Below are 23,880 nucleotides of genomic sequence, written 5' to 3' on the forward strand. Positions count from 1 at the left end.
ACATAAAATATGTTAAGAAGTATGATGAATGAAAAATATAGGGAGAGAGGGTTATGAAAATGAAGGATAACAAAGAGTTTATCGGATATGTTGGAACTTACACGAAAGAAAATAGCGAAGGAATATATAAGTTTACTTTAGACACAGAAGCAAAAAAAATTAGTAATGTAACACTTGCCGCTAAGCTGGATAACCCTACATATGTAACGATTAACCGAAATAATGAATATCTCTATTCCGTTGTTAAGGAAGGCGAATCTGGCGGTGTAGCTGCTTATTCCATTGATAGTCATACTGGAGAACTAAAAGCGAAAAATAGACAAGTAGTAGAAGGGGCTTCTCCTTGTCATATTAGTGTTGATAGTGGAAATCATACAGTAGTTACAGCAAATTACCATAAAGGAACGATTGAGTCTTTTAAAGTAAATGAAGAAAATGGAACTGTAAATCCTGCTGCATCTATTATGGCACATGAAGGTTCAGGTCCGAATAAAGAAAGACAAGAAAAACCACATGCACATTACGCGGGATATACTCCTGATGAAAAATATGTGATAGGTGTTGATTTAGGGATAGATAAATTAATTACGTATGAAATAAAAGATAGTACATTAATAGAAGTGAATAGCCTGTCTGTGAATCCGGGAAGTGGACCAAGACACATTGCTTTTCATCCAAATGGAAAATACGCTTATGTAATGACGGAGCTTAGTTCAGAGGTTATTGCGCTAACATATAACTCGGAAGAAGGATTCTTTACAGAATTACAGTATATTTCTACTCTTCCAGAACAATTTGATGAAAATAGTCAAGGCAGTGCTATCCATATTTCTTCTGACGGCCACTTTGTATATGCAGGTAATCGTGGTCATAATAGTATTGCGGTTTTCAGTGTGGATCAAAACTCAGGCCAGCTTACATTTGTGGAACATACATCTACAGAAGGAAATTGGCCGAGGGACTTTGTATTAGATCCTACTGAAAAGTTTCTTGTTGCTACAAATGAAAAGTCACATAATCTTGTGTTATTTTCAAGAGATGAATCTACAGGTAAGTTAACACTTTTACAATCCGATGTTGTTGTGCCAGAGCCTGTTTGTGTGAAGTTTTTAAATATATAATTTCAGATGCCTAAACAAAAGCAAAGCGATATCACTTTGCTTTTTATTATTTCTTTTTCGGTCTACGTACTAATTCGCCGCCGCAGTTTGGACAAACGTTATGTCTTTCTTCTGTACATGGTGCGCAAAATGTACATTCATATACACAAATGTATGCTTCAGAATCTTGTTCGAGCGATTGATCGCAAATTTGACAGTTTGTTTTCATTTCTAGTGCCATAATAAGTCTCCTTTTTAGTTAGAAAATTTATAATTTAATTATAATTCATTAAATAGAAATAGTCCTTTTCAATTGAAAGGAAATCGAATGATAAAGTTATGAATTGAAACGAAAGATGCTGGTTTATTTTAAAATTGATTATTTATTACAGTTGGAATATTATGAAATAGTCAAAAGACAACAGGGGGTATAGATTTTGACTAATCATAACGATCATTTAAAAGCAAACTGCGAAAAATGCTTCGGTCTATGTTGCGTTGCATTACCGTTCGCAGCATCGGTAGATTTTGCAGTGAATAAAGATGGTGGTAAACCATGTTCCAACTTACAATCAGATTTCAAATGTAGTATACATAAAAATCTTAGAGGAAAAGGTTATAAAGGTTGTACAGTATTTGAGTGTTTCGGTGCTGGACAGAAGATTTCTCAGGGTACGTTTAAAGGGATTGATTGGCGGAAAGATGCAAAGCATGCAAGAAAAATGTACGATGCTTTTCCAGTTATGCATCAACTTCATGAAATGCTTTGGTATTTGAATGAGGCGATTCTTTTAAAGGCAACACAGCCAATTCATAAAGAGCTGGAGAACGCAATTGAGGAGACAGAGCGACTTTCGAATTTAAATCCAGATGAGTTAATGAAAATAAATGTTCCAATGCATAGGGCAGAGGTGAACATTCTCCTTTTAGAAACGAGCGAACTAGTATGGAAGGAAATGAATACTGCGCGTAAGAAACGAATCATACACCGTGGAGCAGACCTTATGGGAGCGAATCTGAAAAAGAAAAATTTACAAGGTGCAAATTTAAGAGGAGCTTATTTAATTGCGGCTAACTTAAATGGAGCAGATTTAAGAGGAGCAGATCTCATCGGAGCAGATTTGCGAGATGCAGATATTCGCGGGGCTGATTTTACTAATAGTATTTTTCTGACGCAAGTTCAAGTTAATGCTGCGAGAGGGGATAAGCATACGAAATTACCGAAATTATTGTCCCGTCCATCGCATTGGAGTGCGTAAAGAGTGAGGAGTGTTTAGTGTGGATATATTTCAGTATTTAGAAGAGATGCAAGAGGATGTCTTTTCGTTAGCAGTAGAGCAAATAGAAGCGAAGTATTATGATATATACCGATTTGTATTGGTTTTCACGACCAAGATCCAATTATGCGAACAGGCAGAGACTAAGAATCTCTGCCTGCTTTTTATTTCTTTTCAAAAGTAGTAATGAAAACGCTACATATAATGAGAATACCACCAATGAAAAAGTTACTATTTAATGTCTCATTTAATAAGAGCCAGCCAAGTAATGATCCAACGATAGGTTGGAAGAAGAAAAATAAGGAACCGATGCTTGCATCCATTAATTCTAATCCTTTATTCCAAAGGAAAAAGGCACCTGCTGTTGAGACGATTCCTAAGTATAATACGCCTAATATTACGTACGCATTTACTGTTCCGATAGAGGATGTTTGTAGTTCCCATATCATAAAAGGTGTAATAAAAAAGAGTGAAAAGAATATGGCATACGTTGTAATAACTAAAGATGAAAATCGAGCTGAAGCGGTTTTTACATAAATAGATAGTAAAGCCCACGTAATAGCGGCTCCAACTAAAATGATTGTTCCGATAAAATAATAGCCAATTTCAATATCCCATCCGATTACGATAATGACACCGATTGTCGCTATTATAGTAGATAAAAGTCTACGAGCAGTTAGTTTCTCTTTCAAAATGAGCGCTGCAAATATAACCATAAATGCAGGTGTAGCTGATGTAACTAACGAGCCTGTATGAGCGTCGGATAATTTTGTTCCGATAAATTGGCATGTGATCGAAATGAAATAGCCGATAAATCCAATCCAAGCGAAGAGGAGCCAATCTTTTTTGCGAATGGTTACTTTTTTCTTTTGCTTTTTCTCAGCTAGTTTTAAAATGCCATACAAAACAACAAAAGCGATAATAAAGCGTAGCCAAACGAGTGTTAGTGGTGGGATAAAATCGAGTACGTATTTGCTAACAACATACATACCGCCCCATATACTTGCTGCTAGTGATAAATATATAGCTCCTAAAATTGTTTGTTTCATGTAAAGTACCTCCGTCTATTTTTAGGGTATTATGAGTTCCCTAAGACGAGGCGTAGTGTATATGTTATATGATTGCCCGTCTTAGTTTATAGACGGCCTACAGGTTGATCGTTTTCGAATGAAGTGTTGTAGTACATGCGTGCATTCCTCCTCTTTAAGTTATAATGATATTATAACTTAATTTTCTGATTATTGGAGGTTGTTATGAAATATATCGTTATAAAATCACATGTTAGCAATTATCCTAATCCAATTCGCTTAGAAGAGGGGGATGTAGTGAAAATGATAGAGAGTTACGCTGGTCCGGAAAACTGGGAAAACTGGATGTTTTGTCACGAAGAGAAGTATAACCGGAAAGGATGGGTTCCGGAGCAAATTATAAGAAAAGATATGAATGGAACAGGAATTATTATAAAACAATATACTGCGAAAGAATTAAATGTGAGTATTGGAGAAAGATTGATCGGATTAGAAGAATTGAATGGATGGGTTTGGTGCGAAGGAAGAGATGGTGAGAAGGGCTGGATACCAAAGGAAAACTTACAAAAATATTAATAATAATATTTGATCAATAATTAGGAAACATATTTTTGCTTATGAGTATATTGGTTGTAGGATAAAAAGTAGATTAATAGAGAAAGAGGAGGAGATTATTATAACTACAACCGTTATTTCACATTTTTACAATGAAGAGTATTTATTGCCATGGTGGCTTATGCATCATACGAAACTTTTTGATCATGGTATTTTAATTAATAAAGGTTCAACAGATCGTTCCGTTGAGATTTGTAAAAAATTCGCACCGCATTGGGAGGTGCGAGATTCTGTAAATCCAGAGTTTGATGCATATGCGACAGATCATGAAGTGATGAGGATAGAACAAGAAGTACAAGGATGGAAAATGATTTTAAATACGACTGAGTTTCTTTGCGTGCAAGATAAAAATCAGTTTTGGAAATCGCTAAATGAATTGGGGGGGAGGATGTATTGGCTGGACGGGCTTATTATGGTTGATGATCCTAACTACAACTATCCGGACCTTAACTTTGGAATACCTTTAATGAAACAGCGATTTCATGGTTATTTACCAGAAGATTGGCCGTTATGGAGAAGGGGTAGATTTATTCATAATCATGAGCATGGAAGTTATACGGTTGGAAGACATTTATCTGCGCATGAATCGATGATTTATCCACCTCTTGCCTGTATATTATGGTTTGGGTTTAGTCCGTGGAACGATGCGATGAGAAAGAGAAAGTTACAAATTGGTCCGACTCTTTCTGAAGCTAGTAAGCATGGGGGAATGGGGACGCACCATATTATTACGTCGGAAAGATTAGGAGAATGGTATAAGGAATTAGCGAGAGGAACGAAGGATTTACGTTTTAATGATGCATATCGTTATGTTTTTGTATAAATGATTTCCACCATAAAATTGTTTCTTCAATTCCTGTATTTAGATCGTATGTTGGTTTCCAGTTTACTTCAGTTTTTAAACGTTCTACATTAACCCCGACAAATAAAGGTTCATCTTTAGAGAAAGGGATTGCACCTAGTTTAATTAAATGTTCTTTTCCTATCTTTTTAGCAATGATAGAAGCTAACTTTTTAATTTGTACAGATTGACCAGAAGCGATATTGATGGTGCCTGTAACGCTGTGTTCTAATATTGTTACGAGAGCGTCAGCGACGTCACTCACATGGAGGAAATCTCTCGATTGTTTTCCATGTGTACATAGTGCTTCCTCGTTTTTTAATAAGGAAGTGATAATGTTAGAAACGAGCCGATTACCTTGTTCGTGAGGTCCATACATATGAAAAATGCGGCCCCAACACATGCTGAGGCCTGTTTGTTGTGCATACGTTTCTAGCCAGGAGTGCAGTGCATTTTTACATAAAGAATACGGGGTTTTATAGGAAAGGAGCGGTGAATCTTCAAATAATACGCCGTTAAACCATTCGTACTCTGCGCCAGTACCTGCAACGACAACACGCTTTCCGCCGCATGTTGTGAAGTGTTGAATCAATGAAATACTAGACTTTAGCCAATAGTAATTATTAATAGATACATAGCATGCTGGTGGCACCGCTTCCCAAGCAAGGTGAATGAGATGGCTAGGCTGAACATCCGAAATGAATTGTTTTACTTCGTCATCGCGAAGCAAGTTTACTTTATGCCAATGGCAAGGGAGGTGAGAGGGGTTATTTTTATTATACGTGGCGTGCACTTCATATCCCTTTTGTATAAGTGAATGTACAACATATTTACCTATCCAGCCACTACCACCTGTTACAACAACTTTCTTCATGGCTCGATCACCTCAATTTCTGGAACCGTCACTAAAAATTTACCGCCCCATTCACGAATGAAAGAGCATTCTTTCATAATTTCGTCTTTCAAATTCCAAGGAAGTATAAGAATGTAATCCGGTTTTGTACGTTTAATTTCTGCTGGAGATTTTATTGGAATACGAGTTCCTGGTAAAAGGAGATTTTGTTTGTGAGGATTTTTATCTACTGTATAAGCTAGAAATTCTTTACCTATCCCGCAATAATTCAAAAGGGTGTTTCCTTTAGCTGGAGCACCGTAACCGATAATTTGTTTGTTTAAAGCTTTCGCTTCAATAAAAAACTTTAAAATATTTATTTTCAATTGTTCGATGCGTTTAGAAAAAAGGAGATAGCAATCTAAAGTATCTAACCCGTGGTCGACTTCTTTTTGAATTAATTTTGTAACATTGGAATGGATAGTTGATTGGGCACTTAGATGGTTTACAAAAATCCGTAAGGAACCACCATGCGTTGAAAGTTCTTCTACATCAACAATTTGTAAATGATGATAACTTAAAACTTTTTGAAGGCTTATAAGTGAGAAGTAGGAAAAGTGCTCATGGTAGATAGTATCGAACTGTTTAAAGGATATGAGGTTTAATAAGTGTGGGAATTCAATTGTTATCGTGCCATCTTGTTTTAATAACGTTTTTAAACCGGCAACAAAATCATGCAAGTTTGGAACATGTGCTAATACGTTATTTGCGACGATTAAATCAGCTTGTGGCAATTTTTTTGCTAAGTCATTACTGAAAAAATTCACATGAGTAGGAATTCCTTTTTTGATAGCAATTTCTGCTACGTTTTTCGCGGGTTCAATTCCCAATGTCTCGATATTTTCTTTTTTAAAGTATTGTAATAAGTACCCATCGTTACTTGCGATTTCAATCACTTTTGAATGTTTCGTTAAGTTGAAACGCTTAATCGCCATTTCTACATATTGTTTAGCGTGTAGTAGCCAACTTGAGGAGTAAGAGCTGAAGTATAAATAGTTATGGAAAATATTTTGTGGGGATTCAAATTCATCTAGCTGTACGAGTAAACAAGAGTTACAAACAAATGTGTGCAGCGGATAAAAAGGTTCCATTTTATATGAGCTTTCAGGAGCTACAAATGAATTAGCAAGAGGGGAAACGCCCAAATCTAAAAAAGTGTTGGTTAGTAATGAGTGGCAAAAACGGCATTTTTTCTGTTCCATTTTATAGCCTCCTTATAAATTTTTGAATGCATCGATTTGTTGTCGTGTGAAAGATTCTATATTTTCACCAGATGCATATTTTTTGTACCAATCAACAGTCCAAGCGATAGCATCATCTGTTGATAACTTAGGAGTCCAGCCGAGTTTGTTTACTGCTTTTGTACTATCGAGTGTTAAAACAGGTGATTCATAAGGAGTATTTGTAGAGGAGGAAATGATTGTTAGTGGGTTATTCCATAATTTTATTACAGATTCAATGACATCATGAACGGTTCTGTTAGGTTCATTCATTGGGCCGAAATTCCACGCTTCTGCATATTTAGCATCATTCCAAAGTTTCTCAGCTAAAAGGATATAGCCATGTAGAGGATCTAAAACATGTTGCCACGGACGGACGGCATATTTGTTTCGAATACACAAAGTATGATTGTGCAAATATGCCCGAATGATATCAGGGAATAATCGGTCTTCTGCCCAATCACCACCGCCGATGACGTTACCAGCTCTGACTGAGGCGAGTTTCTGGGTATTAGTGCGGAAGAATGATTTTTGATAGGATGTTGCCGCTATTTCAGCGCAAGCTTTACTAGCGCTATAAGGATCGAAACCTCCTAGTCGGTCATTTTCCACGAACGCTCGGTCGCCACTACCGTCATTCTCATAACATTTATCGCTTGTCACATTAATAATGGCACGTACGCTTTCGACGGACTTTGCTGCTTCTAGCACGTGGACAGTACCTAAAACATTCGTTTTGAATGTATCGATAGGATTTTTGTATGAAGCGGTTACGATTGGCTGAGCTGCTAAATGAAATATTATGTCAGGTTTATGCTGCTTCATGGCATGAAATAAAGAATGGTAATCTGTAATATCGCCTTTCATTGTCGTGCACTCTTTTGCTACGTTACCTTGTTCAAAAATGTTAGGAATGGATGGGGGATGAGAAGAAAAGCCTACTACTTCTGCACCTAAAGAACTTAAGAAAAGGGTGAGCCAGGAGCCTTTAAATCCAGTATGTCCTGTAATAAATACTTTTTTCTTATTCCAAAAAGATGATGAAGCCATATTACCAAACCTTCCACGGAGCGTTATTACTTTCCCATAGCTCGACTAATTTATTTTTATCGCGCAATGTATCCATCGGATGCCAAAAACCAGAATGTTGATATGCGGCCAATTCATTTTTGTTTACTAACTGAACTAAAGTGTCTGTTTCAAAAACAGACTTATCTCCACTAATGTAATTGAAAACTTCAGGATTTAAAACGAAAAATCCACCGTTAACCCATCCGCCATCACCTAATGGTTTTTCTTGAAAAGATGTTACAGACTGTTTATCTAATATGAGAGAACCAAATCTACCAGGAGGTTGTACGGCAGTAACAGTAGCCATTTTTCCATGTTTTTTATGGAATGTAATAAGTTCTTTTATATTTACATTACTTAATCCATCACCATAAGTGAGGCAGAAAGGTTCGTCTCCGACATAATTTTGAATCTTTTTCACTCGGCCACCCGTTTCGGTATTTACACCAGTATCGATTAGTGTAACTTTCCATGGTTCTACACGATGAGAATGGCTAGTAATTGTATTATCGTTTAACTGTATTGTGAAATCAGACATGTGTAAGTTGTAATTTAGAAAGAACTCTTTAATTGCATATCCTTTATAGCCTAAGCAAATAATAAACTCAGTAATCCCGTAATGACTATACAAACTCATAATGTGCCATAGAATGGGCTTTGTTCCAATTTCAATCATAGGTTTCGGTTTTAAATGTGTTTCTTCCCCAATTCTTGTACCGTACCCACCAGCAAGAATAACAGCTTTCATTTTTTCCTCCTAAAATAAAAATTTATTATTTATACAGTATTCATGTTTTATGCAAATGAGATTGTTTTTGATTAAGTGAATGAAAATGTTTGAGGTGATGACGATGCAGAAAATATTACGGTTTGAATTTTGGAAATAATTCTTGATATTCAGGGTTATGACGGAGGTCTTGTGTTAGGTTACTAAGCTCTAAAAAACGTATGTCCAGTACTTCAGGAGATTGACCGTAATGTGTTTGAAGTCCCATTTGAACACCCCTTTTTGAAAGGGTAGGTGTAATTTGTAATTTTCTTGCCTTTGATTGTTCATTCCAAGGGCTAAAATAAAATTTTAAAATAAATGAAGGATAGTCATAAATTATATATCCGTGCCGCGAATGATGTCTACCAGGTAAATATGCACCGTCTAGATGATTGTGAATAAATCTCCAAGCACATCCGAGATTTGGGTTATAAGGGAAGACACCGTGGTATCGCTGTTCTACTAAGGGGATAGAATATCTAGGCTTTGAATAATTATAATTATGATTATCTATCATTAAAATCATTCTAATCGCATACATGTTTTGGCCTAGTGTATGAAGAGATGAAAAAAATTCTTCAGTATTATTACAACAAAAGAATTCAGTAGTATTTAAAACGATTTTCCAACCTGAAACTTCTCTTTCAATTTCCATCACTTCAATATCAGTATTAGTTGGATCAAACTCAAGAAATCTTGAATTTCGTACTTCCCAGTGGGGTGCTAATAGTTTACAAATCTCTACGGAACGATCTGTAGACCCTCTATTAATTAAAATGCCGTGATCGAATATTTTCGTGTGATGCATAAGCCACCATGGAAGTAGGTATTCTTCATTATAAAAATGAGAAATGATTGTCTTTTTCATATTAATTCCCTCCTATACAAGCAATCATTATTAGTAGGATATGCTTTTAAATAAGAAAGGTTAAAAGTGGCAGACAATGTAGTGATTAGGTAGTAGTTTAGTAATTTTATTGTATAAGTGTAGATTACTCGTATTGAATCATCATAGGAGGAGATTGGAATTTTGTATAAATTGTGAATAATAAACCGTCACGTTTGACTGTACAGTTTATGTGTTGTATGATGTAAGTAATATAAACAAGGGGGGAAGATCGTTGGGAAGGTGTATCGAATCGGACAGTTGGCTCTCATGGCTCACGTGTCGAAACGAACGATTGATTATTATACGAATCTAGGTATCTTAAAAGCGGAGCGATCTCAATCTAATTATCGCTATTACGACGAAACAGCATTTGAGACATTACAATTTATTGAGAAGTGCAAAGAAATGCATATGCCGCTTTGTGAGATTAAAGAGAAAATCGAGGAGAAGAAGAAGCTGCTCGGTATCAATGAACACGTTTCGAAACAAGTGAATGAAGTGACAGACCATATTCATCAATTAGAAGTGGAGCTTACTGAGTTAAAGCCGCTTTTAGATGGATTGACTGATTCACAACGTGAAAAAATATCGAAATCTTTATCTGGTCAAACGACAGCTTTAATACAGACACTTGCTCTATTATTATAGAATAAGTGAAATCCGACCTCTTTAATTTTTGTATCGGGCTATGTTTTCTAACAAACAAATAAGAAAACATTATAGTATACAGGAGGTGGACACCTTAGTTTTTTAACTAAGGGGATTCATTGGAAATATTTAATTTAGTCATGGTTGCGATTTTAATCGCATTTACTGGATTTTTCGTAGCAGCAGAGTTTGCGATTGTAAAGATACGTTCAAGCCGTATCGATCAGCTTGTTGCGGAAGGAAAACGCGGTGCTTTAGCAGCGAAAAAGGTAACAACAAATTTAGATGAATATTTATCTGCTTGTCAATTAGGTATTACAGTTACAGCTATGGGATTAGGTTGGTTAGGTGAACCGACAATTGAAAAGTTATTACACCCGTTATTTGAGAAATGGAACTTAAATCCTTCTATTTCATCAGTACTAACATTTGGTCTTGCTTTTATGATTATGACGTATTTACACGTTGTAGTAGGGGAATTAGCTCCAAAAACGATGGCAATTCAAAAGGCTGAAAGGGTAACGTTATTATTGGCAGGTCCATTAATGATGTTCTATAAAGTAATGTATCCATTTATTTGGGTATTGAACGGTTCAGCTCGTGTGATAACTGGTTTATTCGGTTTAAAGCCAGCTTCAGAACATGAAGTAGCTCATACAGAAGAAGAATTACGTCTTATCCTTTCAGATAGCTATGAAAGTGGCGAAATTAATCAAGCTGAATACAAGTATGTAAATAACATTTTTGAATTTGATAATCGCATTGCAAAAGAGATTATGGTACCGCGAACAGAAATCGTTGGTTTCTACCTGGAAGATTCAGTAGAAGAACACATGAAAGTAATCCAAAATGAGCGATACACACGTTATCCGATTTTTGGAGAAGATAAAGATGATATTATCGGTATGGTCAACGTAAAAGATTTCTTTATTCGATATATGACCGAGGATCAAAAAGATTTATCATCTATTCGCTCGTATATGCGTCCGATTATTGAAGTGATGGAAACGACTCCAATTCACGATTTATTACTTCAAATGCAGAAGAAGCGAATTCCGATGGCTGTTTTATATGATGAGTACGGAGGAACAGCTGGAATTGTAACGCTTGAAGATATCTTGGAGGAAATCGTCGGCGAAATTCGTGACGAATATGATGAAGATGAAGCACCACCAATTCAACATGTGAACGAGCAACATATTATTGTTGATGGAAAAGTGCTTATCTCAGAAGTGAAAGATTTATTTGGATTACACATCGAAGAAGATGATGTGGATACAATCGGTGGATGGATTATGATGCAAAATCATGAAATCGAAGAAGGACAACACGTTGAGGCGGAAGGTTATGAATTTAAAGTGTTAGAAAAAGACGCTTACCAAATTAAACGTGTTGAAATTCGTAAGATGGAACAAGAACAAGAAGAAGAGAAAGCAGCAACTGTGTAAGTTGCTGCTTTTCTTCTAAAGTACAAAAAATGAGAACTTAGGAGCGGATATTTTGATTCAAGAAGCCTTACGTGTATATCGATTACAATTGTATGTGATCTTTAGTGGTTTACTACTTATGTGGACGATTACTCCGTTTGGAAAACAAGTGACAGGGTTCGGTATTGGATTAGCAGTAAGCGCCTATTGTCTTTGGTTATTAGCTCGCAGAGTGGAGAAACTCGGAAAAAGTATCGTAATGAAGGAAAAGGCTCCTGGATTAGGAGTTTTAAACCGATTTGCAGCTGCTATTTTAGGAGCTATCATCATGTATGAAATTGAGCATGAAATGGAAATGTGGGCATTCGGTACAGGTATTTTAGGTGGTCACTTTTTAATGATTGCAAATTTAGCGCATGCAAATATGCAGTTAGTGAAGGAAGAAGAGAAGCAAAGAGAACATGCTTCGAAAAATATAGAGCTATGATGAAAGGGACCTAATCAGGTTCCTTTTTTAGTTTAGCGATATGATACAAGTAATCAAATTAACGACAAATATAATACGCTTCTTTTTTGTGTTTTTCAATAGTATGAAAAATAATAAAAAAATTTTAAAAAACCCATCGATTTCTAAAGGTTATGTATGTTATTATGACAAAAGACTTTTTGAAAGAGGTGGATACCAATGTTACAAGCGCTACTTATTTTTGTGCTTCAAATTATTTACGTTCCAATATTAACAATCCGTACGATTTTGCTTGTAAAGAATCAAACAAGATCCGCTGCTGGTGTTGGATTGTTAGAAGGAGCTATTTACATTGTCAGTTTAGGTATTGTGTTTCAAGATTTATCAAATTGGATGAACATCGTTGCCTATGTCATTGGCTTTAGTGCGGGACTGTTATTAGGCGGTTATATAGAGAATAAATTAGCAATTGGTTATATTACGTATCAAGTTAGTTTACTAGACCGTTGTAATGAATTAGTAGATGAATTACGTCACTCTGGATTTGGCGTTACAGTATTTGAGGGCGAAGGTATTAATTCTATACGTTATCGCTTAGATATCGTCGCAAAGCGTTCTAGGGAGAAAGAGCTTTTAGAAATCATTAATGAAATTGCACCGAAAGCGTTTATGTCTTCGTATGAAATTCGCTCGTTTAAGGGTGGATATTTAACGAAGGCGATGAAGAAAAGAGCGTTAATGAAAAAGAAAGATGAACATGCATCGTAAAAAAGAGGAGTAGTGCTGCATTAAAAGCGCAGTATAAGTCCAAATGTAAAAGGGAGGAATCTATTTTGATGTAGATTCCTCTCTTTTTTATTGTTAATTGAAAAACTAAATCGTATAATTATTTTTTCTACTCATCCTCAAATTAATGATTAGCCATATAACTTGAAAAAATACCGGTATGATAAACGCGATTAATATAACGATAAGTGATATGGATTTAATTTCAGGTGTTTGAATAACACCAGCACCATCAACCTCTCGTAACCAAATAATAGCGGCCCATATTCCAAAAACGATAATCCAAAATAGGTTACCAATCCACCAAGAAATCCATCGTTTTTTCATGTTAGCACCCCTTACATTTATCTACTGTTAAAAGTATATTTTCGTTCGTTACATTTATAATGAAACAACTTTAAAATTAGTTTTTAACTGTATATCTAACTTGTTTGAAGGTTACTATTTCTCCATCATCATTATCATCTTTCGTTTGCAAAAGTTGAACTTTTGGTTTGTAGTCTGTCCGATGAGCGTGTTCGATATCTTTAATGTTAAGCTTGTAGGATTCACCATTCTTTAGCTTTTGTTCTAACACTTTTTTATTAGCAACATAAATAAAAGTTACTTTATTTTCATCAATTCCCTCGGTCTTAATTTCTAACTCATTATCTTTTGCTGTGATCGTTGGTGTTAATAATTCCATACTGCCTTTCCCGCTTTCTAAAGAATTCTCTGCTATAGTTGAACATCCTGATAGTATGATTCCGGTGAATAGAAGAACAAGTAATTTCCTTTTCATAACATCCCCTCCGATTCTATGTGATTTTTGATTTTGGCATTGTTAGACTGCTAGTGTGGAGCGTAAATGTTTAGCTAGTACTCTTTTTATCGTACCATAATATGTAAATTAAAAAAGGCTGTATATCCAATGTAAGAGAGACTGAAAAATTTACTTATTGTTGTAAATTCGTGTGTTTTAGCTTCTATTTCAATCGAAATGTAGACGAGAAAAAGAAATTTTTTATAGAAATTATAATTTTTACATTTTACTATAATGATAGGGAATAGATGAATTCATTTACTTCGGAGGTAGTTATTTGAACATTAATGAGAAGGCAATTGAAATGTTTGAACAAAATAAATATGAGGAAGCAATGGAACTGTTTCAACAAGCAGTACATGAATCTAGAGACGTACAATCTCTCAATAATCTTGCCTGGATGTATTTTTATGAGGAAGAGAATGATGATAAAGCTCTTGAATTAATAAGAGAAGTTGTTAAGTTGAATCCATCTTCATACTTTCCTTATAACATCTTAGGGGACATTTACATGAAACAAGAAAAATGGACAGAAGCGAAAGAAGCATTACAAAAGTCTATTTCGATTCAACCATCAGATGAAGCATATCATAATGTAGCTGTAGCGCATTATAACCTTGGAGAGCTGGAAAAAGCTTCAGAATTTTTCTTGCGAGTTGCAGGGGATTCGGACTATATCATGTATAGCTATGTAAAATGTTTAATTGATTTAGAACGAACGACAGAAGCAAAAGAGAAGTTAGATACTTTTAACAGGGAATCTGATAATTTTTTAGGGGAAATTAATGTAGCAGATTTATATGTTGAGTTGAATTGCTATAAAGAAGCAATTGAATGGTTCGAAAAGGGATATAAAGAATGCTGGAAAAGTCCTAATTGGATTGGTAGATTTGTGTATGCTCTATATAAAACGAATAATTTCTCCCGTATAAATGAAGTTATACGGGAATGTATCGAAGCGAAAACAGCAGAAATAGAAGATGTTCAGAATGAAGAAGTAGAAGAAAACTGGACAGAAAATGATAAGAAAGAGTTAATTGAGGAATATACAGAAGAGAATAATTGTTATAAAACAATGGTAGAACGTATCAAATCTGGATACGTTCCAGGATTAGAGTTTGAAACTGATTATATAGGGGCTTGCTATTTATTTGGTTGTAAAAGACATAATCACCTTGAATATGAAAAATAAAAAGATTCGACTGTCAAAGATGATGGTCGAATCTTTTTCGTTATAGGTCGCTTGTATTACATAGGTGTATATCCTCTTTAGAGGCCACTTTTTTTATATTCAAAATATGTAGTGAAATAAAACCAATAAGTCCTATTCCGCCAAAAATAAGCCATGGTGTATACATTCCGCTTAAGTTGGATGTAAAAGATGTACCGGTATAATTACCAATGATAAAACCAAATGCGAGTGATAGTTGATAAAATCCGAAGAAAGTGGCTGTATATGATTCATTACTGTAATTTGCAATAGTGATATCAGCGTTAGGTAATACGAGTGTTTCACCGATTGTAAATAAAATTACACAAATAAAGAGCCAATATGGGTGTTGAAATAAAGGAATGAGTAAAAAGGAAATACTCATTAATAAAACACCGTATTTAATAATTGAAAGTGTGTTGTATTTGTGGAATAATTTTCGGAATAATACCATAAATATGACGCCTGTTATCGCATTTATCGTAATAACGAGTGTAGCAAGTTGATTGCTACTACTAATGTTTTTCATATGAAGTGGAAGTGCGACAGTAAGTTGAGTAAACATAATATAGAAGAAAATCATGATAAAGGAAAACAGAAGGAAAGACTTGTTTTGTAAGATGGCCTGTATTCCTAATGTAATAGACGTGTTTTCAGTAGTGACTTGGAAGTGATTTTTAAGTAAGTAAAAGATAAAAGCGAATAACAGCATAAGTGATCCTGTTAGAGAGAAGGCATAGATTGGATCAAGTAAGAGTAAGAACCCTCCTGCAATTGGTCCGATTATTGCACCGCAATTAAAGCTAAGGTTTAAATATGTAAATAAATTTTTTCTCAAATGAGCTGGTTGTGAACCGAATATGGCGCGCGCAGCAGGTTCGTAAAATGCAGTTCCGAAGCCAATAAGTGCAGAAGAAATAGAAATTGTATAGAAATCAGAGCATATTCCTAAAGCGATAAATCCGATTCCTCTCAAAAATAAACCGGCTATCATCATAATGATATAGCCTATTTTGTCAGCAATTAACCCTGAGAATAATGGGATAACTCGTGATGTAATTGTCATAACCGTCAACACTGTTCCTACTTGGACAGCAGAAAAATGAAGAAAGGTTAATAGATAAATAGCTAAAAATGCGTATACTGCAAAATACCCAAAAGACATAAAAAATGAAGAAATAAGCATGAAACGTATCGGTGTTGAGAAACTTTTCATAGAAATCCTCCTAATTATGTAACCGGTAAAATCATTTGATGGTTAACTATTTTATACTATAATTATACATAAAGTCAGAAAAAAGTAAATTTTAAGAAGAAGGTGGATCGAATTGAATCAAAACGCTCCAAATGAACTAGAATATATTCGGGAATTTTTAAATACATGGAGAATACCAAACGATACGAGAGAGCCAATTGATTTGCTGCAAACAGAAGAAGACATAAAGCTTTTTATGAAAGAATATTTTGATGAAGAGTTTCCATTTCATACGATAGAGGAATTAAGAGGTTTTCGAGAAGATATTCGGATGACAATTGAAGGCGAAGGATCATTGCAAAAATGGTTAGAGAAATACCCATTTCATGTACATATAAAGGATGATATGAAAGGTATTACATATGAACCGGTATATGAAGAGAATGTGTATACAAAAGTGTTAAGCATTGTGTTAATGTCAATTCAAGAAAATGTATGGGGAAGGTTAAAAGCATGTCCAGATTGTCGCTGGGTATTTTATGATCATTCGCGAAATGGAAGTAAAAGATGGTGCGGTATGTATGCTGGAGAAGAAGGAGGAAGAGCATGCGGTACGATTGCGAAAGTGAAAAACTACCGGGCGAAGAGAAAAGGGCGATCTGGTTATGATATGTAATTAATATTAGAGAAAGAAAAATGGATGGGGGAATGTAGAATATGAAAGGTACGCAAATGTTAGCTTTAAATAAAAAGTGTTGGGATACAGTTGCACCTTATTTCTTTCAAGTGGATTGTTTACCTAAATATGGTCCGTATACGGCGTCTGAAGATGAGATTCGTTTGTTCGATTCAATCAGAAAGAAAAAGGTTCTTGATATTGGCTGTGGAAGTGGGCATTCGTTGCAATATATGGCGGAACAAGGGGCAGAGGAATTATGGGGGCTTGATCTTTCGAGTACACAAATTGAAATAGCGAATAAGACGTTAAAGGATTGGAATCCAAAGTTAGTATGCGGAGCAATGGAAGAAGAAGGCGATATTCCGAAAGGATATTTTGATATTGTATATTCCATTTATGCATTAGGTTGGACTTCGGATTTAAGAAAAACGTTGGAACTGATTTATTCATATGTAAAGCCAGGGGGAAGTTTTATTTTTAGTTGGGAGCACCCGGTATATTCAAACTTACAGTATGGTACGGAAGAAGTTGCTATAAAGTCTTCTTATCATGAGGAAACGCCCATTACGTTTGAAACATTTAAAGGAGAAAATGTACAAGCGACATTATATAAGAGAAAAATAAGTACATACATAAATGAGTTAAATAGAGTGGGATTTAAAATTGAGAGAATAGAAGAGCCTGAACCATCAAGCTCGTTTGATGGAGAACTAGCTGAGCCGTCTACGAAGTATTATTCTTTATATAAAGCTAGAATGGTGCCGACTACTTTTATTATTAAAGCTAGAAAGTAAAGTGTTTTTATAAAAGAAGCCTATGATTTCAAATAGATGAAATGATAGGCTTCTTTATTTTAAAAAAATGAGGTCAAAGGTGTACTTTTCTTATAAAAATGCATTTCATATAAAAGGTGTAATTATTTTGGGGAAGGGGGATTGTTGTGCGTCATCATAGAAAGTGCAAAAAATTTGGAGTGGCACTGCCTCTTCCGCTTATAGGAGCAACGGGTCCGACAGGTAATAGTGGTCCAATCGGTCCAACTGGAGGGCATGAAGGTCCTGTTGGTCCTACAGGGGTGACTGGACCGACGGGAGCAACTGGGCCCCAAGGTCCTCAAGGTATCAGGGGGATACAAGGTCCCCGAGGGACAACAGGAGCACAAGGAATACAAGGAGTTATTGGTGATACAGGAGAGCAAGGTATAACTGGCCCAACTGGTCTCCAAGGTGCTCAAGGATTAATCGGAAACCAAGGTCTAATTGGTGATATTGGAGTACAAGGATTAGAAGGAATACAAGGAGCTACGGGTCCTGCTGGTAGTCAAGGAATACAAGGTATACAAGGAATACAAGGGGAAATAGGTGAGCGAGGACAAACAGGGGCACAAGGAATGCAGGGAGAAAGAGGCGTAACTGGAGTCTCGGGTGTAACTGGTCCACAAGGCCCTCAAGGTGTTCAAGGAATACAAGGAGAGCAAGGGGCTATTGGTATACAAGGAGAAGACGGCTTCCAAGGTATACAAGGAATTACTGGAGAGGAAGGCCCACAAGGAGCTCAAGGAATACAAGGTGAAGTGGGTCCAACTGGTTCTACTGGAATGCAAGGTGCCCAAGGTATAAGTGGAATAAAGGGGATAACAGGTGTAATAGGTTTACAAGGACCACAAGGTGTGCAAGGAATACAAGGTATAACGGGAGCAACAGGTTTTCAAGGGATAAAGGGAATAAGAGGTATAACAGGAGCGACGGGTAGTATTGGTACTCAAGGCTCAGAAGGACCACCGGGCGGTCCGACGGGAGTGACCGGTCCAATTGGCCCTTCTAGTGGAGTGACTGGACCAGCTGGCCCACCCGGTCCACCAGGAGGTCCAACAGGTCCAACGGGTGCGACCGGTTCAACAGGTGTAAGCGGAGGGATAGGTCCAATTGGAGGGCAAGGTGTGCAAGGTATAACAGGTCCAACAGGTCATCAAGGTGTAAGGGGAGCGCAAGGTGCCCAAGGTGTAGTTGGAGCAGTTGGAGTACAAGGAGCACAAGGTCCTCAAGGTAACCAAGGTATAACAGGTCCAACTGGTGCAGAAGGTTCTCAAGGAATACAAGGTCCGCTGGGAGTAACTGGTCCAACTGGTGCAGAAGGTCCTAAAGGTATTCAAGGTATTCAAGGTGTGATAGGTCCAACAGGTGCACAAGGAATGGTGGGAATACAAGGGATAGCTGGTCCAGTTGGTGTTACAGGAGCGGAAGGAGCTCAAGGAGCACAAGGAATCCGAGGAGCAACCGGCCCAGCTGGAGCACAAGGAATCCAAGGCGTACAAGGAATTCAAGGGGAAACAGGAGCAGCTGGAACACAAGGTCCTCAAGGTGTTCAAGGGATACAAGGGACTACCGGATTGACAGGTACACAAGGTGCCCAAGGTCCTCAAGGAGTGCAAGGAATAATAGGACCGACTGGAGCTATCGGTTTGCAAGGTCCTCAAGGATTACAAGGAATAACGGGTCCAACAGGAGCGCAAGGAGTGCAAGGAATACAAGGTGTGCAAGGAATTATCGGTCCAACAGGTGCACAAGGAATTAGAGGTCCCCAAGGAAATACAGGGGAAGTCGGTATAACAGGCCCACAAGGAGTCCAAGGGGCGCAAGGTAGTCAAGGCCCACAAGGCCCACAAGGAAATGTTGGAATTACAGGTGCAACGGGTGAAACTGGAGCCACAGGAGCAACCGGGGCAACTGGACCACAAGGAGTGCAAGGAGTGCAAGGGATTACGGGAATACAAGGAATAACGGGAACGACAGGCAATACAGGTGCAACGGGTCCGCAAGGAATACAAGGGATACAAGGTATTCAAGGGTTGCAAGGCCCAATTGGAGCAAGTGGGGTGACAGGTGCTAGTGGTAGTATAGGCCCAGTTGGAGCACAAGGTAGTCAGGGCCCAAGTGGCGTGGTGGGACCGACAGGAGCAACTGGTAGTGCAGGTTCAATAGGTTTCTTTGGAATAGCGGGAGCGACAGGAGCGACTGGTTTACCTAGTGGGGGCGGTTATTTCTTTTCTACTTCAACGAGTACAATTGCAGCGAATGCGTTAATACCAATTAATTCTGGATCTACAGTTTTTGGTTCTGATGTCAGTTTAACAAATGCAACAACTGTAACGTTAAGTACGCCGGGAATTTATTTAGTAAGCTATTATTTTCAAGGTGATCCAACTGCCGGAAATGAAACAATTTCAGTGAGGCTTACTTTAAATGGAACACAAGTCGCAGGGAGTTTTATTTTTTATGTTACAGGAGGTACTTTTATATTAGAACCAGCAGTTTCGAATACGATGGTCATTGAAGTTACTTCTTCAAATGCAACTTTGTCTTTACAAAATGGTCCGTTAGCTATCGGGCATGTAACGACATTATCTGGTGTGATAACAGCTAGTTTAAATGTATTAAAAATAGTTTGATACGTTAGTTATAACGGGGGAGATGCTTGTGAAGAATCAAGATAAGTGTAGTAAGTTTCAAGCACCTATTCCTTTTCCACCGCCAGGTATTACGGGGCCCACTGGTCCAACCGGTCCAACTGGTGCTTTAGGTGGACCAACTGGACCGCAAGGAATACAAGGCGTACAAGGTCCAATCGGTCCAACCGGCCCAACTGGTTTAACTGGACCACAAGGTTCTCAGGGTAATCAAGGACCTATGGGAGAACGAGGCCCACAGGGAATACAAGGTGTTCAAGGAATACAAGGAGAAAGAGGTCCGACTGGTCCAACTGGTATTCAAGGGATACAAGGAATTCCTGGCCCAATCGGTCCGACCGGTCCAACAGGAATACAAGGCATACAAGGAATGCAAGGAGAAATCGGTCCAACCGGCCCAACAGGAATACAAGGAATACAAGGAGTGCAAGGGGAAATTGGTCCGACTGGACCAACTGGAAATACTGGTATACAAGGTGTGCAAGGTAATTTAGGAGGTAGTGGTTTACAAGGTGTAACCGGAATACAAGGAATACAGGGTCCGATTGGTCCAACCGGGCCAACTGGTTCTCAAGGAATTCAAGGGGAGCAAGGACCAATGGGTCCACAAGGGGAAACTGGTGTTCAAGGTTTACAAGGTCCCCAGGGAGAAATGGGGCAGGTAGGTCCAACAGGAATACAAGGAATACAAGGAGTGCAAGGTGTAATCGGTCCGACTGGTCCAACCGGTTTACAAGGTGATCCAGGTCCAACCGGCCCAACAGGAGCCACTGGGATAACTGGTCCGACAGGTTCTGCAACTGGCCCGACTGGAGCAACCGGTCCAACTGGTCCACCAGGAGGTCCAACTGGTCCAACCGGTCCAGCAGGATCACCAGGGGGTCCAACTGGTCCGACTGGAGCAACAGGGGCAACAGGAGCGACCGGAGCAACAGGAGCGACTGGAATTCAAGGGGTACAAGGAATCCAGGGACCGACCGGAGCAACTGGTGTAACAGGTTTGCAAGGAGTACAGGGACCGATGGGGGCAACGGGTCCAACGGGTGATCAAGGCATTCAAGGTCCACAAGGGATACAAGGAGTAACCGGTCCGACTGGAATTCAAGGGGTACAAGGAATCCAGGGACCGGTAGGAGCAACCGGTCCGACTGGTCCACAAGGAGTGCAAGGGGCACAGGGGCCAATCGGTCCAACCGGCCCTCAAGGGATACAAGGCATACAAGGTGAGCAAGGAGTAAGGGGAGCGACCGGTCCAACTGGTTTACAGGGGCTACAAGGAATCCAAGGTCCGAGTGGTTCAACCGGTCCTCAAGGAGTGCAAGGCATACAAGGTCTGAGTGGCATAACAGGTCCAACTGGTCCTCAAGGAATACAAGGTATTCAGGGACCACAAGGAAGTATAGGCCCAACTGGTCCTCAAGGAATACAAGGTGTGCAAGGTCCACAAGGCCCAACCGGCCAGGCGGGTGCAACGGGTCCTCAAGGAATTCAGGGAATACAAGGTCCAATTGGTCCAACCGGCCCCCAAGGAATTCAGGGGATACAAGGCGTGCAAGGTCCACAAGGCCCAACTGGTCAGGCAGGCCCTCAAGGTCTACAAGGAATAACTGGTCAGGCGGGTCCAACCGGTCCAACCGGTCCAACCGGCGAGGCGGGAGCAACGGGTCCCCAAGGTCCTCAAGGAATTCAAGGACCACAAGGAGAAACTGGTCCAACAGGAGCAACCGGACCTACTGGAGCAACGGGTCCTCAAGGTCCACAAGGAATCCAAGGTCCACAAGGGGTAACGGGGCAGGCGGGAGCGACCGGCCCTACGGGAGCAACAGGTCCACAAGGAATCCAAGGAATCCAGGGGCCACAAGGTGTGACGGGAGCAACCGGAGCAACCGGAGCGACTGGAGTGACTGGTGCAACAGGACCGACCGGAATACAAGGCATACAAGGAATAACTGGAGCAACAGGGGTAACGGGGATAACGGGCCCAACAGGTGCCACAGGTCCAACAGGCTTAACTGGAGCAACAGGATCATCTGCTATATCGACAGGTGGCGGATATTTCTTTTCTACATCAACAAGCACAATTGCAGCAAATGCCAACATCCCAATTAATTCTGGATCCACTGTATATGGAACTGGTGTATCTTTAACTAGTGCTACGACAGTCACAGTAACGACGCCAGGAATATATTTAGTAAGCTACTATTTTCAAGGGGATGCAAATGGTGGGAATGAGACAGTATCTGTTAGATTGCTATTAAATGGAACGCAACTAACAGGGAGTTTTATACAAAACGTAACGACATCAACTGTAGTAATCGAACCAGCCATTTCAAATACACTTCTTGTGAATGTGACGAGTGCCAATTCAACATTAATATTACAAAATGGCCCGTTAGGTGTAGGGCATGTGACTACTATAGCAGGTGCGATTACAGCAAGCTTAAATGTAGTGAGAATTTTATAAAGAATATAAAAAACACAAGGAATGTCTTTGTAAGACACACCTTGTGTTTTTTAATATTAAATAAACATTTTCTTTATCTTTTCGGTTGAAAAATATGCTGAAAGAAGTATTTGTGATGTAAGTTATCTACAACCTTATTTGCTTGATATGTGCGTTGTTTTTCAATTCGAAGTCTTTGCTCCATCATTTTAATTGCGTGATCAGATAAACGTAACATAATACATTCTCCTTTTCTATAAATATAGGTGACTATTTGATATCGATCCCATATTTATAATTAAGGAGGCAAAATGTGTAACATAGGCAAAAAGCACCTTCCTCTCCCATTACGCTTACGAGGTTAGCTGTCGGACTCGGGAAGTGAGAGTTTCCCTACTTAAAAAAGATTCGCCCCAAGTAGCATAGCTACAAAAATGGTTCCCCCGCTCCAAAATTTGGACTCAGCAAAAGGTTTTATAAAGTAAAAAATAACATAAAGGAGCGAACAAGTCAAATTATTTTGTGTATTCTGTCTTTTTTAATTGCGTAAGAATCATACCGTCAGGAAGTATTGTATCTGATACTGTAATGAATCCGTGTTTTTTATATAAAGTAATAGCAGGGGTATTCGCTTTACCTGTTTGTACAATATATGTCATTGGAGAGGGAAACATGTTAAATATATAAATTAGGAGTTTCGTTGCGATTCCTTTTTGAAAAAAATCGGGCGATACAACTAGCCTATGGATATCGATTAGTTTTTCTTCTTGTACAAAAGAAATAAAACCGACAAGTTTATTTTCAGAAAAATATCCATAGAATGTTTCAACGCAATTTTGAATATCGTTTACAGTATCATATAAACGAGGTATGGCAGTACTATTTAAGTAGTCTGCTTCAACTTTATAAGCTGGAATTTGAACCTGTAAAATGGATGTTGCTACTTCAAAAGAAGTGGAATTTAACTTAAGAATCATAGATAATGAAGCCTCCTTTAAATATGGTATATGAATATAATTGCTTTATGGGTGAGTTTGACAATATTTTTCTTTTTTG

Annotated in this window: 25 protein-coding genes and 1 riboswitch; of the genes, 13 read left to right on the forward strand and 12 right to left on the reverse strand. The window is 38.2% G+C overall.

The window, feature by feature from the left end:
• The first annotated feature begins 53 nt into the window (after window positions 1-53).
• Window positions 54-1,121: a lactonase family protein gene (locus tag ACZDYH_RS23990; RefSeq protein ID WP_102956232.1), complete on the forward strand. Its 1,068-nt coding sequence runs from the start codon at window positions 54-56 to the stop codon at window positions 1,119-1,121.
• A gap of 46 nt (window positions 1,122-1,167) precedes the next feature.
• On the opposite strand, the gene ACZDYH_RS23995 is transcribed toward ACZDYH_RS23990, so the two are convergent.
• A complete protein-coding gene (locus tag ACZDYH_RS23995) occupies window positions 1,168-1,341 on the reverse strand; it encodes a DUF1272 domain-containing protein (protein WP_001162788.1) in 174 nt (57 codons plus the stop codon).
• Window positions 1,342-1,537: 196 nt separating this feature from the next.
• Here ACZDYH_RS23995 and ACZDYH_RS24000 point away from each other — a divergent pair, with 196 nt between their 5' ends.
• Entirely contained in the window at window positions 1,538-2,359 is an 822-nt protein-coding gene (locus tag ACZDYH_RS24000) for a pentapeptide repeat-containing protein (RefSeq protein WP_000181428.1), read from the forward strand.
• 182 nt (window positions 2,360-2,541) lie between these two features.
• On the opposite strand, the gene ACZDYH_RS24005 is transcribed toward ACZDYH_RS24000, so the two are convergent.
• Complete coding sequence (locus ACZDYH_RS24005; protein ID WP_016122889.1) at window positions 2,542-3,426, reverse strand: DMT family transporter; 885 nt, start codon at window positions 3,424-3,426, stop codon at window positions 2,542-2,544.
• 204 nt (window positions 3,427-3,630) lie between these two features.
• Between ACZDYH_RS24005 and ACZDYH_RS24010 the strand changes: the two genes are divergently transcribed.
• The gene (locus ACZDYH_RS24010) at window positions 3,631-3,981 is read left to right on the forward strand and encodes an SH3 domain-containing protein (protein WP_000875288.1); all 351 of its coding nucleotides are present in this window, start codon (window positions 3,631-3,633) and stop codon (window positions 3,979-3,981) included.
• Window positions 3,982-4,042: 61 nt separating this feature from the next.
• Complete coding sequence (locus ACZDYH_RS24015; protein WP_076774856.1) at window positions 4,043-4,843, forward strand: glycosyltransferase family 2 protein; 801 nt, start codon at window positions 4,043-4,045, stop codon at window positions 4,841-4,843.
• Here ACZDYH_RS24015 and ACZDYH_RS24020 read toward each other — a convergent pair.
• The 5 genes from ACZDYH_RS24020 to ACZDYH_RS24040 form a co-directional block, all read right to left on the reverse strand.
• A complete protein-coding gene (locus tag ACZDYH_RS24020) occupies window positions 4,812-5,735 on the reverse strand; it encodes an NAD-dependent epimerase/dehydratase family protein (RefSeq protein WP_000758375.1) in 924 nt (307 codons plus the stop codon). The two genes, ACZDYH_RS24015 and ACZDYH_RS24020, sit on opposite strands and share 32 nt — an antisense overlap.
• Window positions 5,732-6,955, reverse strand: coding sequence for a class I SAM-dependent methyltransferase (locus tag ACZDYH_RS24025; protein ID WP_000435776.1), 1,224 nt, complete (start codon window positions 6,953-6,955; stop codon window positions 5,732-5,734). Before ACZDYH_RS24025 ends, ACZDYH_RS24020 begins: the two co-directional genes overlap by 4 nt.
• 12 nt (window positions 6,956-6,967) lie before the next feature.
• Window positions 6,968-8,023, reverse strand: a complete 1,056-nt coding sequence (rfbG, locus tag ACZDYH_RS24030) for a CDP-glucose 4,6-dehydratase (RefSeq protein WP_000168654.1) — start codon at window positions 8,021-8,023, stop codon at window positions 6,968-6,970.
• Between the two features lies 1 nt (window position 8,024).
• A complete protein-coding gene (gene rfbF, locus ACZDYH_RS24035; protein WP_000648807.1) occupies window positions 8,025-8,792 on the reverse strand; it encodes a glucose-1-phosphate cytidylyltransferase in 768 nt (255 codons plus the stop codon).
• Between the two features lie 115 nt (window positions 8,793-8,907).
• Window positions 8,908-9,681, reverse strand: a complete 774-nt coding sequence (locus ACZDYH_RS24040) for a glycosyltransferase family 2 protein (protein ID WP_000750973.1) — start codon at window positions 9,679-9,681, stop codon at window positions 8,908-8,910.
• Window positions 9,682-9,942: 261 nt separating this feature from the next.
• On the opposite strand from ACZDYH_RS24040, the gene ACZDYH_RS24045 reads away from it, so the two are divergent.
• From ACZDYH_RS24045 to ACZDYH_RS24060, 4 genes are all read left to right on the forward strand, one after another.
• A complete protein-coding gene (locus ACZDYH_RS24045) occupies window positions 9,943-10,350 on the forward strand; it encodes a MerR family transcriptional regulator (RefSeq protein WP_000285635.1) in 408 nt (135 codons plus the stop codon).
• A 119-nt stretch (window positions 10,351-10,469) separates the two neighbouring features.
• Window positions 10,470-11,798 (forward strand): hemolysin family protein, encoded by a 1,329-nt coding sequence (locus tag ACZDYH_RS24050; protein WP_000402258.1) that lies wholly within the window; start codon window positions 10,470-10,472, stop codon window positions 11,796-11,798.
• A 52-nt stretch (window positions 11,799-11,850) separates the two neighbouring features.
• Entirely contained in the window at window positions 11,851-12,264 is a 414-nt protein-coding gene (locus tag ACZDYH_RS24055; RefSeq protein ID WP_000613869.1) for an ATP synthase subunit I, read from the forward strand.
• 198 nt (window positions 12,265-12,462) lie between these two features.
• Window positions 12,463-13,011 (forward strand): DUF2179 domain-containing protein, encoded by a 549-nt coding sequence (locus ACZDYH_RS24060; RefSeq protein ID WP_000938438.1) that lies wholly within the window; start codon window positions 12,463-12,465, stop codon window positions 13,009-13,011.
• Window positions 13,012-13,116: 105 nt separating this feature from the next.
• Here ACZDYH_RS24060 and ACZDYH_RS24065 read toward each other — a convergent pair whose 3' ends face one another.
• Together ACZDYH_RS24065 and ACZDYH_RS24070 are read right to left on the reverse strand one after the other, a co-directional pair.
• Window positions 13,117-13,356, reverse strand: a complete 240-nt coding sequence (locus tag ACZDYH_RS24065; protein WP_000747695.1) for a DUF3923 family protein — start codon at window positions 13,354-13,356, stop codon at window positions 13,117-13,119.
• A gap of 76 nt (window positions 13,357-13,432) precedes the next feature.
• Entirely contained in the window at window positions 13,433-13,810 is a 378-nt protein-coding gene (locus ACZDYH_RS24070) for a hypothetical protein (RefSeq protein ID WP_000823781.1), read from the reverse strand.
• A gap of 298 nt (window positions 13,811-14,108) precedes the next feature.
• Between ACZDYH_RS24070 and ACZDYH_RS24075 the strand changes: the two genes are divergently transcribed.
• Window positions 14,109-15,023, forward strand: coding sequence for a tetratricopeptide repeat protein (locus ACZDYH_RS24075; protein WP_434712419.1), 915 nt, complete (start codon window positions 14,109-14,111; stop codon window positions 15,021-15,023).
• Window positions 15,024-15,063: 40 nt separating this feature from the next.
• Here ACZDYH_RS24075 and ACZDYH_RS24080 read toward each other — a convergent pair whose 3' ends face one another.
• Window positions 15,064-16,257 (reverse strand): MDR family MFS transporter, encoded by a 1,194-nt coding sequence (locus ACZDYH_RS24080; protein ID WP_000834867.1) that lies wholly within the window; start codon window positions 16,255-16,257, stop codon window positions 15,064-15,066.
• Window positions 16,258-16,369: 112 nt separating this feature from the next.
• Here ACZDYH_RS24080 and ACZDYH_RS24085 point away from each other — a divergent pair, with 112 nt between their 5' ends.
• From ACZDYH_RS24085 to ACZDYH_RS24100, 4 genes are all read left to right on the forward strand, one after another.
• Window positions 16,370-16,912, forward strand: coding sequence for a CGNR zinc finger domain-containing protein (locus ACZDYH_RS24085; RefSeq protein ID WP_001072930.1), 543 nt, complete (start codon window positions 16,370-16,372; stop codon window positions 16,910-16,912).
• A gap of 41 nt (window positions 16,913-16,953) precedes the next feature.
• Window positions 16,954-17,709 carry a class I SAM-dependent methyltransferase gene (locus ACZDYH_RS24090; protein WP_000679198.1) on the forward strand — a complete coding sequence of 252 codons (756 nt, stop codon included), beginning with the start codon at window positions 16,954-16,956 and terminating at the stop codon, window positions 17,707-17,709.
• A 146-nt stretch (window positions 17,710-17,855) separates the two neighbouring features.
• Window positions 17,856-20,363 (forward strand): collagen-like protein, encoded by a 2,508-nt coding sequence (locus tag ACZDYH_RS24095; protein ID WP_050252092.1) that lies wholly within the window; start codon window positions 17,856-17,858, stop codon window positions 20,361-20,363.
• A gap of 22 nt (window positions 20,364-20,385) precedes the next feature.
• Entirely contained in the window at window positions 20,386-22,845 is a 2,460-nt protein-coding gene (locus ACZDYH_RS24100; RefSeq protein WP_474887351.1) for a BC_3345 family exosporium-associated protein, read from the forward strand.
• A gap of 73 nt (window positions 22,846-22,918) precedes the next feature.
• Here the strand turns inward: ACZDYH_RS24100 and ACZDYH_RS24105 are convergent, their stop codons facing one another.
• Window positions 22,919-23,062, reverse strand: coding sequence for a hypothetical protein (locus tag ACZDYH_RS24105; RefSeq protein ID WP_000945243.1), 144 nt, complete (start codon window positions 23,060-23,062; stop codon window positions 22,919-22,921).
• Window positions 23,063-23,158: 96 nt separating this feature from the next.
• A riboswitch (cyclic di-AMP (ydaO/yuaA leader) is annotated at window positions 23,159-23,301 on the reverse strand.
• A gap of 38 nt (window positions 23,302-23,339) precedes the next feature.
• On the reverse strand, window positions 23,340-23,801 hold the full coding sequence (locus tag ACZDYH_RS24110) for a GNAT family N-acetyltransferase (protein ID WP_000601226.1): 462 nt from the start codon (window positions 23,799-23,801) through the stop codon (window positions 23,340-23,342).
• Window positions 23,802-23,880 lie beyond the last annotated feature (79 nt).

The sequence above is a fragment of the Bacillus sp. EB V-12 genome, from assembly GCF_056158125.1.